Here is a 13,553-nt window from a genome sequence, read left to right on the forward strand (position 1 = left end):
GATGATGAACCTTGCCGAATACCGCAGCACCGCCACCCGACTCGCCGACTATCTGCCATGGGCGGCACTGGTCGGCTCCGGCGTCGTCTTGAACAAGGATGGGAGTTTTCAGAGGACCGCGAAGTTTCGCGGCCCCGATCTGGATTCCGCCGTCGCGGCCGAGCTGGTCGCCGTCGCCGGCCGCATCAACAACGCCGTGCGCCGTCTCGGCTCCGGCTGGAGCATCTTCGTCGAGGCACAGCGCAGCGAGGCGGCGACCTATCCCGATAGCATCTTTCCTGATCCCGCGTCGGCGCTGGTCGATGCGGAACGGAAGGCTGATTTCGAGGAAGCGGACGCGCATTTCGTGTCCGGCTACTTCCTCACCTTCCTCTGGCTGCCCCCGGCCGAGGAAGCCGCCCGCACTGAGGCATGGCTCTATGAGGGCCGCGAGAAAACCGGCGTGGACCCGTGGGAGCTGATGCGCGGCTTCATCGACCGCACCGACCGCGTGCTGGCGCTGCTCGACGGCTTCATGCCCGAGTGCCGTTGGATGGATGACGGCGCGACACTGACCTATCTCCATTCCACCATTTCCACGAACCGCCATCGCGTGCGCGTGCCCGAGGTGCCGATGCACCTCGACGCGCTGCTCGCCGACCAGCCGTTGACTGGCGGGCTGGAGCCGCGCCTTGGCGGCCAGCATCTTCGCGTGCTGACCATCGTGGGATTCCCGACCGCGACGACGCCGGGCCTGCTCGACGAGATGAACCGGCTGCCGTTCCCCTACAGGTGGAGCACGCGCGCGATCCTGCTCGACAAGACCGATGCGACGCGGCTGGTGACCCGCATCCGCCGTCAGTGGTTCGCCAAGCGCAAGTCCGTCGCCGCGATCCTGAAAGAGGTGATGACCAACGAGGCGTCCGCGCTTGTAGACACCGACGCCGCCAACAAGGCGCTCGACGCCGACATGGCCTTGCAGGAGCTTGGCGCGGATGTGGCGGGCATGGCCTACGTCACGGCCACCGTCACCGTTTGGGATGCCGATCCGCGCCTTGCCGACGAAAAGCTGCGCCTGGTCGAGAAGATCGTTCAGGGCCGCGACTTCACCGCCATGCCCGAGAGCGTCAACGCGGTTGACGCATGGCTCGGCAGCCTGCCCGGACACGCCTACGCGAATGTGCGGCAGCCACCCATCAGCACTTTGAATCTCGCCCACATGATCCCGCTTTCGGCGGTGTGGGCGGGGCCGGAACGGGACGAGCATTTCGGTGCACCGCCTTTGCTCTTTGGAAAGACCGAAGGCACAACCCCATTCCGGCTAAGTCTCCATGTCGGCGACGTAGGCCACACCCTTGTCGTCGGCCCGACCGGCGCGGGTAAATCCGTGCTGCTCGCCCTCATGGCCTTGCAGTTCCGGCGCTATGCGGGATCGCAGGTTTTCGCCTTCGACTTCGGCGGCAGCATCCGCGCCGCGTCGCTCGCCATGGGCGGCGACTGGCACGACCTTGGCGGCGGGCTGACAGAAGGGGCCGAGGCGTCCGTCTCGCTCCAGCCGCTTGCCCGCATCGACGATACCTATGAACGCGCATGGGCGGCGGACTGGATTGCGGCCATCCTTATGCGTGAGGGGATCGCCATCACCCCCGAGGTCAAAGAGCATCTTTGGACGGCGCTGACTTCGCTCGCCTCCGCGCCGGTCGAGGAACGGACCATCACCGGCCTTGCGGTGCTGTTGCAATCCAACGATCTGAAACAGGCGCTCCGTCCGTTTTGCGTCGGCGGTGCCTATGGCCGGTTGCTCGACGCCGAGACAGAGCATTTGGGATCGGCGGACGTGCAAGCGTTCGAGATCGAGGGCCTTGTCGGGACCGGCGCGGCCCCGGCCGTGCTCGCCTATCTGTTCCATCGCATCGGCGACCGGCTCGACGGGCGGCCGACGCTGCTCATCATAGATGAAGGCTGGCTTGCGCTGGACGACGAGGGTTTCGCCGGCCAGCTCCGCGAATGGCTGAAAACGCTGCGCAAGAAGAACGCCAGCGTCATCTTCGCCACACAAAGCCTGTCCGACATCGACGGCAGCAACATTGCGCCCGCGATTATCGAGAGCTGCCCGACGCGGCTCCTGCTGCCGAACGAGCGCGCTATCGAACCGCAGATTACAGCCATCTATCGCCGCTTCGGCCTCAATGACCGCCAGATAGAAATCCTCGCAAGGGCCACGCCCAAGCGGGATTATTACTGCCAAAGCCGCAGGGGCAATCGCCTGTTCGAGCTTGGCCTGTCCGAAGTCGGCCTCGCGCTTTGCGCCGCATCCGCCAAATCCGACCAGACGCTCATTGCACAAATCCTCGCCGAGCACGGACGCGACGGCTTCCTCGCCGCATGGCTGCGCGAGCGCGGCGTCGATTGGGCGGCCGACCTGATCCCGAACCTCACCAATCTTGCCGACCGGCCGGAATCCGCCGCGCCGGCCCGGCTCGATACCCACCCCACACAGGAGATTCTTCCATGACCTATCCCAAGATCGTCGGGGCCTCGGCCCTCGCGCTGGCGCTCGCCGTGCCCGTCACGCTTTCGCCCATGCTGGCAAGCCCGGCCCATGCCCAGCTTTTCGGCCGGATCGTCTATGACCCGTCCAACTATGCGCAGAACGTGCTCACGGCCGCGCGCACGCTGGAGCAGATCAACAACCAGATTCAGAGCCTCCAGAACGAGGCGCAGATGCTCATCAATCAGGCCCGCAACCTTGCGAGCCTGCCGCATAGCTCGCTCCAGCAGCTCCAGCAGAACGTCCAGCGCACGCAGCAGCTTCTCGGGCAGGCTCAAAATCTCGCGTTCGAGGTCGGCCAGATCGACCAAGCGTTCCAGAGCCAATACGGCAATGTCTCGCTGTCCGCGACCGACGCCCAGCTTGTCGCCGATGCGCGCGGCCGTTGGGAAAATACGGTTGGCGGTTTGCAGGACGCCATGCGCGTGCAGGCTGGCGTCGTCGGCAACATCGACAGCAATCGCGCCGAGATGGCCGCGCTTGTCGGCCAGAGCCAAGGCGCGACCGGCGCGCTGCAAGCCACGCAGGCCGGCAACCAGCTCCTTGCCCTCCAGTCGCTGCAGCTTTCCGACCTGATCGCGCTCATCTCGGCGAACGGGCGGGCCGACGCGCTGACCGAGGCCGAGCGTGCGACCGCCGCCGAACAAGGCCGCGAGCAGCGCCGTCGCTTCCTCACGCCCGGCACCGGCTACCAGCCGGGCAACGCGCAGATGTTCAACAACGGCAACAACTGACCGGGAGGCTCGCCATGGACGGCAAGATGCTGGCCCGGCTCGGGGCCGTGGTGTTCATCGCCATCGCCGTCACGGCGACCGCAATCGACATGGCGCGGAAGGATGAACCTTCCGCGCCACCCCCTGCGCCGGCCTTCCAGCCCCCGGCCGACCCGTTGCGCGAAACCCTGCGCCACTGCCAGCAGCTCGGCGAGGCGGCGGCGAGTGACGCCGGCTGCCTCGCCGCATGGGCCGAGAGCCGCGACCGTTTCCTCGGCCGTGACCGCAGCGGGGCGCGCTGACCATGGGCAACACGGGCGTCATCGACAATTTCCTCGGGGTCTTCACCTCCTACATCGACAGCGGGTTCGGCCTGCTCGGCGGCGAGGTGGCGTTCATCGCCACCACCCTGATCGTTATCGACGTGACGCTCGCCGCGCTCTTTTGGGCGTGGGGGGCGGATGACGACATTATCGCGCGGCTGGTGAAGAAGACCCTGTTCGTCGGCGTCTTTGCTTACATCATCGGCAACTGGAACAATCTCGCCCGCATCGTCTTCGAGAGCTTCGCCGGTCTTGGCCTGATGGCGTCGGGCACCGGCTTTTCCGTTGCCGACCTGATGCGGCCGGGTCGCGTGGCGCAGACCGGCCTCGACGCCGGCCGCCCGCTGCTCGATTCCATTTCCGACCTGATGGGCTGGATCGCCTTCTTTGAGAACTTCATCCAGATCGCGTGCCTGCTGTTCGCATGGGCGCTCGTGGTGTTGGCCTTCTTCATCCTCGCCATCCAGCTTTTCGTGACCCTCATCGAGTTCAAGCTGACCACGCTTGCCGGCTTCGTCCTCATCCCCTTCGGCCTGTTCGGCAAGACCGCCTTCATGGCCGAGAAGGTCTTGGGCAACGTGGTGTCCTCCGGCATCAAGGTTCTGGTGCTCGCCGTTATCATCGGTATCGGCAGCACCTTGTTTTCGCAGTTCACGGCCGGTTTCGGTGGCCAGACCCCGAGTATCGACGACGCCATGGCGATTGTGCTCGCCGCGCTGTCGCTGCTCGGCCTCGGCATCTTCGGCCCCGGCATCGCCAACGGCATCGTCTCGGGCGGCCCGCAGCTCGGGGCGGGTGCTGCCGTAGGCACAGGCCTCGCTGCCGGCGGCATGGTGCTTGCGGGCGGCGCGGCGGCTGGCGGCGGGGCCATGCTGGCCGCGAAGGGCGGCGCTGCTGCCCTGTCCGGTGGGGCCGCGGCCGTTCGCGGCGGCGCGACGGCCGCGGGAGCGGCGACCGCTGCATATAGCCTAGGCTCACTCGGCCAGACCGGAGCGGCAGGCGTTGCTTCCGGCCTCGGCGGTGTTGCACGCGCCGCAGGCTCGGCCGCCATCTCGCCGCTAAAACGCGCTGCCTCTAATGCAACATCCCAAGTAAGCGAAAGCGTCAAGTCCAGCTTCGCCGATGGCGTGCGCGCCGGTTTCGGTGCGACGGGCGGCGCGTCCTCCATGGGCACGGTAGGCAGCGCCAGCGCCAGCGCCACTGCGGCAGCCGCGCCGCCGACTTCCCCCGCTGGTCCTCCGGCTTGGGCGCAGCGGATGCAGCGCCGGCAGGCCCTCAATCACGGCACCACCATGTCAGCACATGCCGTTCGCTCCGGCGACAGCCACGGCTCCGGTTCCTCCGTCAACCTTTCCGAAAGTGACCGCTCATGAGCATCTTCAAACGACCCGCAACCCATTACGGCAAATCACCCGAACCCGAGACGCCATATCAGAAGGCCGCGCAGGCGTGGGACGAGCGTATCGGCTCGGCCCGCGTGCAGGCGAGGAACTGGCGGCTCATGGCCTTCGGTTCTCTGATCCTTTCCGCCGGCTTCGCCTCGGCGCTGGTCTGGCAATCCGCACGGGGGACCGTGGTGCCTTGGGTGGTGCAGGTCGATAATCTCGGACAGGCGCAGACCGTCGCGCCCGCGAACGCGGATTATCGCCCGACTGACCCGCAGATCGCTTTCCATCTCGGCCGCTTCATCGAGCAGGTCCGCGCGATCCCGGCCGACGCCATCATCGTCCGCCAGAATTGGCTTCGGGCTTATGAGTGGACCACGGATCGCGGCGCGGCTGCCTTGAACGACTACGCCCGCGCCAATGATCCCTTTGCCAAGGTCGGCCGTCAGCAGGTCGCAGTCGAGGTCTCGAGCGTCATCCGCGCATCCCCCAACAGCTTTCGGGTAGCGTGGACCGAACGCCATTTCGAGAGCGGCCAGCTCGCCACGACCGAACGCTGGACCGCGATCCTGACCATCGTGATCCAGCCACCGCGCAATGCCGAGCGCCTGCGCGCCAATCCGCTCGGAATCTACGTCAACGCAATTTCATGGTCGCGGGAGATGAGCCAATGAGGACGATCACCCGCACCCCGGCCGTTGCCGCCATGCTGCTTTCGGCCACCATGCTTGCGGGCTGCGCCACCAATCGCGCCCAGCAATGGAGCTATGACGATACCGTGCCGCCGCTGCCGACCGTGCAGGCGGCCGTCACCAACGACACGCCCCGGCCGCTGCATGTCCCGCCGGCATGGACCGTGGCGCGGGGCGGCGAGGCTGCCGGCACGCCGACCGGCCGCGTCGAGAATGCCAACGCCGCCGCCCGCGTCGAGCCGCGCCGCGAAGGCTACTACAACGCGATCCAGATTTATCCGTGGAGCGAAGGCGCGCTCTATCAGGTCTATGCCGCAGTTGGGCAGATCACGACCATTGCGCTGGAGCCGGGCGAGAGCCTGACCGGCGCGGGGCCGATCGCGGCCGGCGACACCGCGCGTTGGATCATCGGCGACACCGAGAGCGGCAGCGGTGCGAACCGCCGCGTCCATATCCTTGTGAAGCCGACACGCACGGACATTTCCACCAACCTTGTCGTCACCACCGACCGGCGCACTTACATGATCGAGCTGCGCGCGCGGGAAACGCTCTACATGCCGGCCGTGGCATGGGCCTATCCCACACCGCCAGCAGGCCAGCGCCAGACCGTCCCGGCCGCGCCGATCATCCCGGCCGAGGCTGCGAGGAACTACCGCTACGGCCTGACAGGCGATAGCCCGCCATGGCGACCCATCTCCGTCTTCGACGATGGCCGCCGCGTCTATGTCGTCTTCCCGGCCGGGATCGTGCAGGGCGAGATGCCGCCGATCTTCGTGCTCGGCTCCGATGGCGAGCCGCAGATCGTCAACAGCCGCGTCCATCAGAACATCCTGATCGTGGACCGCCTGTTCGGCGCGGCCGAGCTGCGCCTTGGCAGCGGCAGCCGCCAGCAGACGGTCAGGATCGTCCGCATCAACCCGCCGCAGGCCGCCGCCGCGCAGCCCGCCAGCGCGACCGGAGACTCCCCGTCATGACAGACACCACTATCACCGACACCGCCGCGCCCATGCGGCTACGCGCCGAAACGCCCCGCGTCACCCGCCTGTCCCGCAAGATGCTGGCAGGCGTCGGTGCCGTCGCCTTGCTCGGCATCGGCGGGGCGCTCATCTACGCTCTCCAGACCCGCGATGCAGGACCGGGCGGCGAGGAACTCTATTCTACCGAGAACCGGCCCACGGCGGACGGCCTGTCGGGCTTGCCGCGCGACTATACCGGCCCGGTTCTCGGCCCCGCGCTGCCCGGAGATTTGGGCCGCCCCATCCTCGATGCGCAGAACAGGGGCCAGCCGGTTGCACCGCCCGTCATGGCGACGCCCGCCGTCGATCCAGAGGAAGAACGCCGCCGCGCCGAGGAAGAAGCCGCGCGCTTGAGCAACCTGTTTTTCCAGTCCGGCCCGCGCACGGGAGCACCAGCAGGAACGGCCATGCCCGGCCTTGCCGGTCTTGGCCTTGGTGGACAGCCTGCGACGCAGGATCGGCACACGGCTTTCCTCAATGGACCCGTGGACCGGCAGACCGTCGCGCCGGATCGTGTCGCGCCGCCGGCATCGCCCTATATCCTTCAGGCCGGGGCCGTGATCCCCGCTGCGTTGATAACCGGCATTCGCTCCGACCTTCCGGGCCAGATCACAGCGCAAGTCACCGAGAACGTCTATGACAGCCCGACCGGCTCGCTGTTGTTGATCCCGCAGGGCACCCGCATCATCGGCCAATATGATGACGGCGTGACCTTCGGCCAGCGCAGGGTGCTTTTGGTGTGGAACCGCCTGATCCTGCCGGGCGGCCGTTCCATCGTTCTGGAGCGCCTGCCGGGCGCGGACGCCAGCGGTTACGCCGGCCTTGAGGATGGCGTCGATTATCATTGGTGGGATCTGATGAAGGCGGCCGGACTGTCCACGCTGCTCGCGGTCGGGACGGAGTTGGCGACCAGCGACGAGGACCGGCTTATCCGGGCCATCCGCGACGGTGCGCAGGATACCGTCAATCAGGCGGGCCAGCAGATCGTTCAGCGCCAGTTGCAGGTCGCGCCGACGCTCACCATCCGGCCCGGCTTCCCGGTCAGGATCATCGTCACCCGCGACCTTGTGTTCGAGCCGGCAGGAGGTTGACAATGACCAAGCTGAAACTCGGCCCGCTGCCCGACGACAAGCCCGTCAAGGTGACGGTAGAGCTGCCCGCGCCGCTTCACCGCGATCTGGTCGCCTATGCCGAGGTGCTGGCCCGCGAGAGCGGCCAGTCCGCCGCCGATCCCGTCAGGCTGATCGTGCCCATGCTGGAGCGGTTCATCGCCACGGATCGCGGTTTCGCAAAGGCACGGCGGGAAGCAGGACAGACCATAAAAACATGAGCTTGAGTTGGTATATGTGCGTGGCAAGAGCAAAAAATTGTACGCAGCTACCTGTTTTCCATGACGGGGATATGCTAACCATCAAGCATCCTGCGACGCGGCATGTGCTTCGTCATGCGCCCTTGAAACCATCCGCTACGGAGCATACGTTACACCCATGATGTTCATTTCCACATTCTTCCCGCTGATCTGAACGACTGAAAGTCGTGCCGGCGCACCTGCGCCGTTCAGATTAAGACGGCCCTGCTGACGCGGAGGCCGAACGGAGAATGTGTTTGTAATGCCTAAATCTAAGCATGTCGGCCTGACTTCTGGTCAGGTCCAGAGCTTCATTGACGATGGGTTTGTCAAAATCGAAAATGCCTTCAGCGCCAACCTTGCAAAGCAAGGGAGGGACGAGTTGTGGGCGGATATAGGTCTGTCACCGGACGAACCTGAAAACTGGACTCAACCCGTTGTTCGAGTGGGGTTCAAGTCGTCGCCCCCCTTCATCGAAGCTGCTAACACGCCGCAACTGCACAAAGCCTACGACCAACTCGTTGGGGAAGGCCGATGGCTTGCCCCCAAAGGTGTTGGAACCTTTCCCATCCGCTTTCCGTCACCAGAATCTCCCGGTGACGACGGCTGGCATGTGGACGTGAGCTTTGGCACCGACAATCCAGATTTCATGGAGTGGCGGGCCAACGTTAAGAGTAGCGGACGCGCCTTGTTGATGCTGTTTCTGTTTTCGGATGTTGGTCCCAATGACGCGCCTACGAAAATACGAAAAGGGTCACATGCGGCGATTGCACGTGAGTTGCTGCCCTACGGCAATGCAGGCGCGACACTCAGGCAACTTTCCGAGAATGGCTACGCCTCTACGGAAGGTTGCGATGTTGCGTTGGCAACAGGTGCGGCGGGCACCGTCTACCTATGTCACCCATTCATCGTCCATGCGGCGCAACCTCATCGAGGGGAGCAGCCGCGTTTCATGGCACAGCCGCCGCTGCTGCCGAAGGACGAGTTTGATCCGGCGCTACCTCCATCGCCGGTCCAGATCGCCATCCGTCAGGCATGTAGGCTGACGTTCTAAGCCAAGAGGCATCCGGGGCCGCAACGCGGCCCCGGATGTTGCTGGTTATCCGCTAGTGTCTCTGCAACTGACGCAGGGGTGCCGCCAGCGCATAGGCGCAAATGCGGCACGCTACAGGCCGCCGACTGCCCTCCATGGTTCGCTTAATTCCGGGACCGTGAGTGCCCCGGAATCCACCAGAGCCAAGGAGGATTCCATGTGCGCAGAGCGCCGCCGCGCCCGCAAAGGGCGACCGCGACAGCCGGTTCCCGAGACACTTCCCGACGATCTTTTCGACTATGCCGACGAACCCACGTCGGACGGGCGGGAGCGCCGAAGGTCGCCGCTTCGCATCGTCGATGTGGAGTCGTTGCCTGTCTTCGACGACTGGCCCGAGAAGGTGCCGGTCACCGAGGAAGAACTGCAAATCTTCGAGCGGTATTTCGGCGACGTGCTCGACCGGCTGTTCGGCCCCATCGACGATCCTGACAATCAGGGCTTGAAATCGTTATCCTCTGATGATAACAGTAAGTCATGAGCGAGGATCGTGACCCGAGCCTCGACACGCTTCTGGACCTCGACGGTCAGGTGCTCGTTGTCGATCCCGAGAGCGGCCATTGGGTAAAGTTCGTCGTCACCCGCGTTCCGGTCTCGCCGGAGAAGCCGCACGGCCTCGATTACTCGCTCACGCTTCACGGGCCTTCGGGCGAGCGGCTGGTCGGCTTCGACAACGCCCATCCGGTCGGCCGGGGCAGGCGTGGCGGGCCGATGGACCATCGGCACCGTCTCCAGACCGTGAAGCCTTACGCCTACGAGGATGCGGCCACGCTGCTGGCCGACTTCTGGCAGGCGGTGGACGCGGTGTTGAAGGAGCGAGGCGTGCTATGACCACATTGAAAGTCGGGATTGCCGGCTACGATGAGATGAAGGCCCGCACCATGCGGATCGCGCGCGGCGAAGAAAAGCCGGCGGCCGACGATCCGAAGGTGTGGTTCACATCCATGGAATCCTTCGCGCAGCTCCTTTCCAGCGGGAACCGCGAGCTGCTGCGCGTCATCGACGAGCAGTCGCCCGGCTCGCTGGAGGAACTGTCGCGGATCACGGGGCGGGCGAAGCCCAACCTGTCCCGAACCCTCAAGAAAATGGCGCGCTACGGCCTGATCCGCATGGACCCCGGCGAGGGCCAGAAGCTCGTGCCCAAGGTGCTGCATGATCGCGTGGAGCTGGCGTTGCCCTTGCTCGAACGCCGCGCGGCGAAAGGAGGCCAATGATGAGCATTCAGTCCCCACACGTCGCCCTGCGCGCCGCGCTCTATCTGCGCGTCTCGACCGCCCGGCAGGCCGAGCATGACGTGTCGATCCCCGACCAGCGCAAACAGGGCGAAGCCTATTGCGCTTCGCGCGGCTACCAGCTTGTCGAAACCTTCGTCGAGGCCGGAGCATCGGCGACCAACGACCGTCGCCCCGAGTTCCAACGGATGATCGAGGCCGGCACCAGCAAGCCCGCGCCGTTCGACCTGGTGGTGGTTCACAGCTTCTCGCGTTTCTTCCGCGATCACTTCGAGCTGGAGTTCAACGTCAGGAAGCTCGCCAAGAATGGCGTCCGGCTGGTGTCCATCACACAGGAAATGGGCGACGACCCCATGCACGTCATGATGCGGCAGATCATGGCGCTGTTCGACGAATACCAGTCGAAGGAGAACGCCAAGCACGTCCTGCGCGCCTTGAAGGAGAACGCCCGCCAAGGCTTCTGGAACGGTTCGCTTCCGCCCATCGGCTACCGCGTCGTCGATGCCGAGCAGCGCGGCGCGAAGATGAAGAAGAAGCTGGAAATCGACCCGCTGCACGCCGACACCGTGCGGCTGATCTTCCGCCTTGCAACGGAAGGCGACGGCACGTCCGGCCCCATGGGCGTCAAGAACATCGTCAGCTACCTCAACAGGAACCACATGTTCACCCGCAGCGGCGGGCGTTGGGGCATCGGCCAGCTCCACCGTATCCTGACCCGGCGCACCTATATCGGCGAGCATCGGTTCAATCGCCGTTCCAAAAAGGGTGACGTGAAGCCCGAGGAGGAAATCGTCACCGTCGCGGTGCCACCGCTGATCGACCTTGAGACCTTCGAGGCGGTGCAGAGGCGCTTGCAGGTCAATAATCCGAAGGTGACGCCGCCGCGCGTGGTCAGCGGCCCAAATCTGCTGACCGGCATTTGCCATTGCGGCAATTGCGGAGGTGCGATGACGCTGCGCACCGGCAAGAACGGCCGTTATCGCTATTATGCCTGCTCGATCCGGGCGCGGCAGGGCGAGACCGGCTGCAAAGGCCGCGCGATCCCCATGGACAAGCTCGATCGCATAGTGGTCAGCCATATCGAGGAAAGGGTGCTGGACCCCGAGAGGATCGAAGATGTGCTCGCCTCGCTGCTCGACCGCCGGCAGGAGAGCGTCGAGCGGCGCAGCCAGCACATTGCAGAGCTGAACCAGCGCGCGGCCGAGGCCGACATGCGCCTCAAGCGGCTTTACGACGCTATCGAGGCTGGTTCGCTCGACCCGGCCGAAGCCGCCCTCGGCGAGCGGATAGCGGGCCTTACCGCGCTACGGGATCAGGCACGCGCCGACGCCGAAAGAACCGAGGCCATGCTGAAAAGCTCGGCCCATCAGGGCCTCACAGGGGCAGCCGTGCGGGAACTGGCGAGTGAAGCCCGCACCCGACTCCGGCTTGGAAAGGGCGGCTATCGGCGGGAACACGTCCGGGCCTTCGCCCAGCACGTCGAGGTCGCGGACGACGCAATCTACATCAAAGGCAGCAAAAGCACCCTGTTGAGGACGCTGGTAGCCACTAAGGGAGGGAAAACGGCGGAAATCGGCGTTCCCGGTTTTATACCGAGGTGGCGGAGCGGGAGCCCGTCGCAAGATAGCTCAAAAACGGCTGATTTGCGCCATTTATACCGCCTCGCTTAAATATGATACCCCCACTTGTACCCCTATGCAAAAGTTCGACTACCGAACAGGAATTCGTACCTCGGCACCTCGCGGTACCGACGTTCGACCGTCCGCCACGATCTTATCCCAAGCTATTCCAAGAACAAAGTGAGAACGTTATATTGGGGGTATCAGACGATTCGTAGAGGATTGACCCTATGTCCCTCACCTCCACCCTCGCCCGGCAGGAAACCTTCGGCGAATGGCTTCTTGTGCAGGTCGACAGGCACGGCCCCATCGGCGACCTGGTCAAAGCGGCGAAGGCCGATCGCAGCTTTCCCCGGCTGGGCTCCCCCGACGACGTGCGCAAGCACCTGAACAAGATGCAGGCCGACGGCGACATGTTCGAAGCCGTGGACGACGCCGAAACGGACTGGCTGTGCTACTGAGCGTGGTGCCCGAAGAGGCGAACGTCGTGGCTTTCCCCCGCGAAGGCTTCATCATCGGCGACCATCTTTGCCGGCGCCCAGGTCCGAACGCCCATCAGATGTGCTTCGCGCTGGCCGGTCATGATGGGCCCCCCGGTTTGGGAGATTGCTATCACGATTCCTCGGAACCCAGCTACAATGGAGCCGATCGATTCCAAGCCAAGAATCCCAAAATGTGTCACTAATCCCGTCAGGCGCCAGCGCGACGTCGGTCTCGGCATCCTCTCCTACCGTCAGCATGGCGAGGGTGAGATGCGAGACCCGTCCGCGCCGGACGAGGTGGTAAAGCGTCTGCACCTCGCCGGGCGGCCGGTGGTACCGTATGCCCTTCCAGTACACTGCCCCCGGGTCACGCTGGACGATCAAGCCGAAGCGCTCGGCGCGATCGGGCTGGTCGGCTCCGCAATGGGGGCAGGCATGGGCCATCAGAGCGTCACAGAATCGATAGCAGCGCGGGTGTCGGTGGCCATGAGCTGGGCGATGGCCGTGGTGTAGTGCGTGCCGTCGCCGGTTCCATAATTGGCGCTGCCGTTGACAACCCACTTCCATGGGTCCGTGCCGCGCGTTTTGTCACGGCGATCAAGCGCGGCAAGCGTGCCGTCCGCCAGCCATGCGAGCCATTGATTATTGACGGTTTCGCCGCGCGTTCCCACGCCGAAATTGGCGTCAGAGGTCTGGCCGGCCTCAGTCGCGTAGCTGTCTGTCGTGCCGCTTGCCCCTGGAATGAGGCGAGGGATCAGCAAGCAGCCGATGATTTTATTGACGCCCGCCGATCGAGCGCTCGTCATCAATGACTGCAGCGAACTGATGGTCGCCGCCGCCGTGGCGTTGCCTCCGTTCACGTTAGCCAGATCGTTCGTGCCCGGCTCCAAGTACAAAATATTGAAATACTTCAGCCAGGCCAGCATCTTCGTATTCTGGGATAGGTCGGATGCACGCGCGCCCACACGCGTCAGCTTCATGTGTGCGACAATGCCCGTAAGGCCGGTAGGAACGACTGCGCGCGGCCCATAGCCGTTCCCGCCGATGTAGTTGGCGAGATCGTTACTGCCATCCATCAGGCTATCGCCAAGGAATGCCAGAGCCTTGGAGGTGCCGGTAAATC

Annotated in this window: 16 protein-coding genes; 14 read left to right on the plus strand and 2 right to left on the minus strand. The window is 64.8% G+C overall.

Annotated features, from left to right (window positions below; all coding sequences use genetic code 11):
• Window position 1 precedes the first annotated feature (1 nt).
• From trbE to NZL82_RS18540, 14 genes are all read left to right on the plus strand, one after another.
• Entirely contained in the window at window positions 2-2,494 is a 2,493-nt protein-coding gene (gene trbE / locus NZL82_RS18475) for a conjugal transfer protein TrbE (RefSeq protein WP_261271194.1), read from the plus strand.
• On the plus strand, window positions 2,491-3,264 hold the full coding sequence (gene trbJ, locus NZL82_RS18480; protein ID WP_099547425.1) for a P-type conjugative transfer protein TrbJ: 774 nt from the start codon (window positions 2,491-2,493) through the stop codon (window positions 3,262-3,264). The genes trbE and trbJ overlap by 4 nt, the downstream gene beginning before the upstream one ends.
• A gap of 14 nt (window positions 3,265-3,278) precedes the next feature.
• Window positions 3,279-3,545 (plus strand): putative entry exclusion protein TrbK-alt, encoded by a 267-nt coding sequence (trbK-alt, locus tag NZL82_RS18485; RefSeq protein ID WP_261271195.1) that lies wholly within the window; start codon window positions 3,279-3,281, stop codon window positions 3,543-3,545.
• Between the two features lie 2 nt (window positions 3,546-3,547).
• The gene (gene trbL, locus NZL82_RS18490) at window positions 3,548-4,939 is read left to right on the plus strand and encodes a P-type conjugative transfer protein TrbL (protein ID WP_261271196.1); all 1,392 of its coding nucleotides are present in this window, start codon (window positions 3,548-3,550) and stop codon (window positions 4,937-4,939) included.
• Entirely contained in the window at window positions 4,936-5,625 is a 690-nt protein-coding gene (gene trbF, locus NZL82_RS18495) for a conjugal transfer protein TrbF (protein WP_099547428.1), read from the plus strand. The genes trbL and trbF overlap by 4 nt, the downstream gene beginning before the upstream one ends.
• Window positions 5,622-6,617: a P-type conjugative transfer protein TrbG gene (gene trbG, locus NZL82_RS18500; protein ID WP_199122726.1), complete on the plus strand. Its 996-nt coding sequence runs from the start codon at window positions 5,622-5,624 to the stop codon at window positions 6,615-6,617. Before trbF ends, trbG begins: the two co-directional genes overlap by 4 nt.
• Before the next feature lie 32 nt (window positions 6,618-6,649).
• On the plus strand, window positions 6,650-7,750 hold the full coding sequence (locus tag NZL82_RS18505; RefSeq protein ID WP_405051393.1) for a TrbI/VirB10 family protein: 1,101 nt from the start codon (window positions 6,650-6,652) through the stop codon (window positions 7,748-7,750).
• Window positions 7,751-7,752: 2 nt separating this feature from the next.
• The gene (locus NZL82_RS18510; protein WP_099547431.1) at window positions 7,753-7,989 is read left to right on the plus strand and encodes a DUF2274 domain-containing protein; all 237 of its coding nucleotides are present in this window, start codon (window positions 7,753-7,755) and stop codon (window positions 7,987-7,989) included.
• A gap of 280 nt (window positions 7,990-8,269) precedes the next feature.
• Window positions 8,270-9,061, plus strand: a complete 792-nt coding sequence (locus tag NZL82_RS18515) for a phytanoyl-CoA dioxygenase family protein (protein ID WP_099547432.1) — start codon at window positions 8,270-8,272, stop codon at window positions 9,059-9,061.
• Between the two features lie 196 nt (window positions 9,062-9,257).
• Complete coding sequence (locus tag NZL82_RS18520) at window positions 9,258-9,578, plus strand: hypothetical protein (RefSeq protein ID WP_099547433.1); 321 nt, start codon at window positions 9,258-9,260, stop codon at window positions 9,576-9,578.
• Window positions 9,575-9,928 carry a DUF6516 family protein gene (locus NZL82_RS18525; protein WP_099547434.1) on the plus strand — a complete coding sequence of 118 codons (354 nt, stop codon included), beginning with the start codon at window positions 9,575-9,577 and terminating at the stop codon, window positions 9,926-9,928. Before NZL82_RS18520 ends, NZL82_RS18525 begins: the two co-directional genes overlap by 4 nt.
• On the plus strand, window positions 9,925-10,311 hold the full coding sequence (locus NZL82_RS18530; protein WP_099547435.1) for a winged helix DNA-binding protein: 387 nt from the start codon (window positions 9,925-9,927) through the stop codon (window positions 10,309-10,311). Before NZL82_RS18525 ends, NZL82_RS18530 begins: the two co-directional genes overlap by 4 nt.
• Window positions 10,311-11,999, plus strand: coding sequence for a recombinase family protein (locus NZL82_RS18535; protein WP_261271197.1), 1,689 nt, complete (start codon window positions 10,311-10,313; stop codon window positions 11,997-11,999). Before NZL82_RS18530 ends, NZL82_RS18535 begins: the two co-directional genes overlap by 1 nt.
• A 179-nt stretch (window positions 12,000-12,178) precedes the next feature.
• Window positions 12,179-12,409: a YozE family protein gene (locus NZL82_RS18540; protein ID WP_261271198.1), complete on the plus strand. Its 231-nt coding sequence runs from the start codon at window positions 12,179-12,181 to the stop codon at window positions 12,407-12,409.
• Here the strand turns inward: NZL82_RS18540 and NZL82_RS18545 are convergent.
• Window positions 12,403-12,531, minus strand: a complete 129-nt coding sequence (locus NZL82_RS18545; RefSeq protein WP_261271199.1) for a hypothetical protein — start codon at window positions 12,529-12,531, stop codon at window positions 12,403-12,405. The genes NZL82_RS18540 and NZL82_RS18545 overlap by 7 nt on opposite strands.
• 342 nt (window positions 12,532-12,873) lie before the next feature.
• The coding region (locus NZL82_RS18550; RefSeq protein WP_261271200.1) for an SGNH/GDSL hydrolase family protein at window positions 12,874-13,553 on the minus strand (680 nt) is incomplete at its 5' end.

Source organism: Sphingomonas sp. LC-1 (assembly GCF_025371035.1).
GTDB lineage: Bacteria > Pseudomonadota > Alphaproteobacteria > Sphingomonadales > Sphingomonadaceae > Sphingomonas > Sphingomonas sanguinis_E.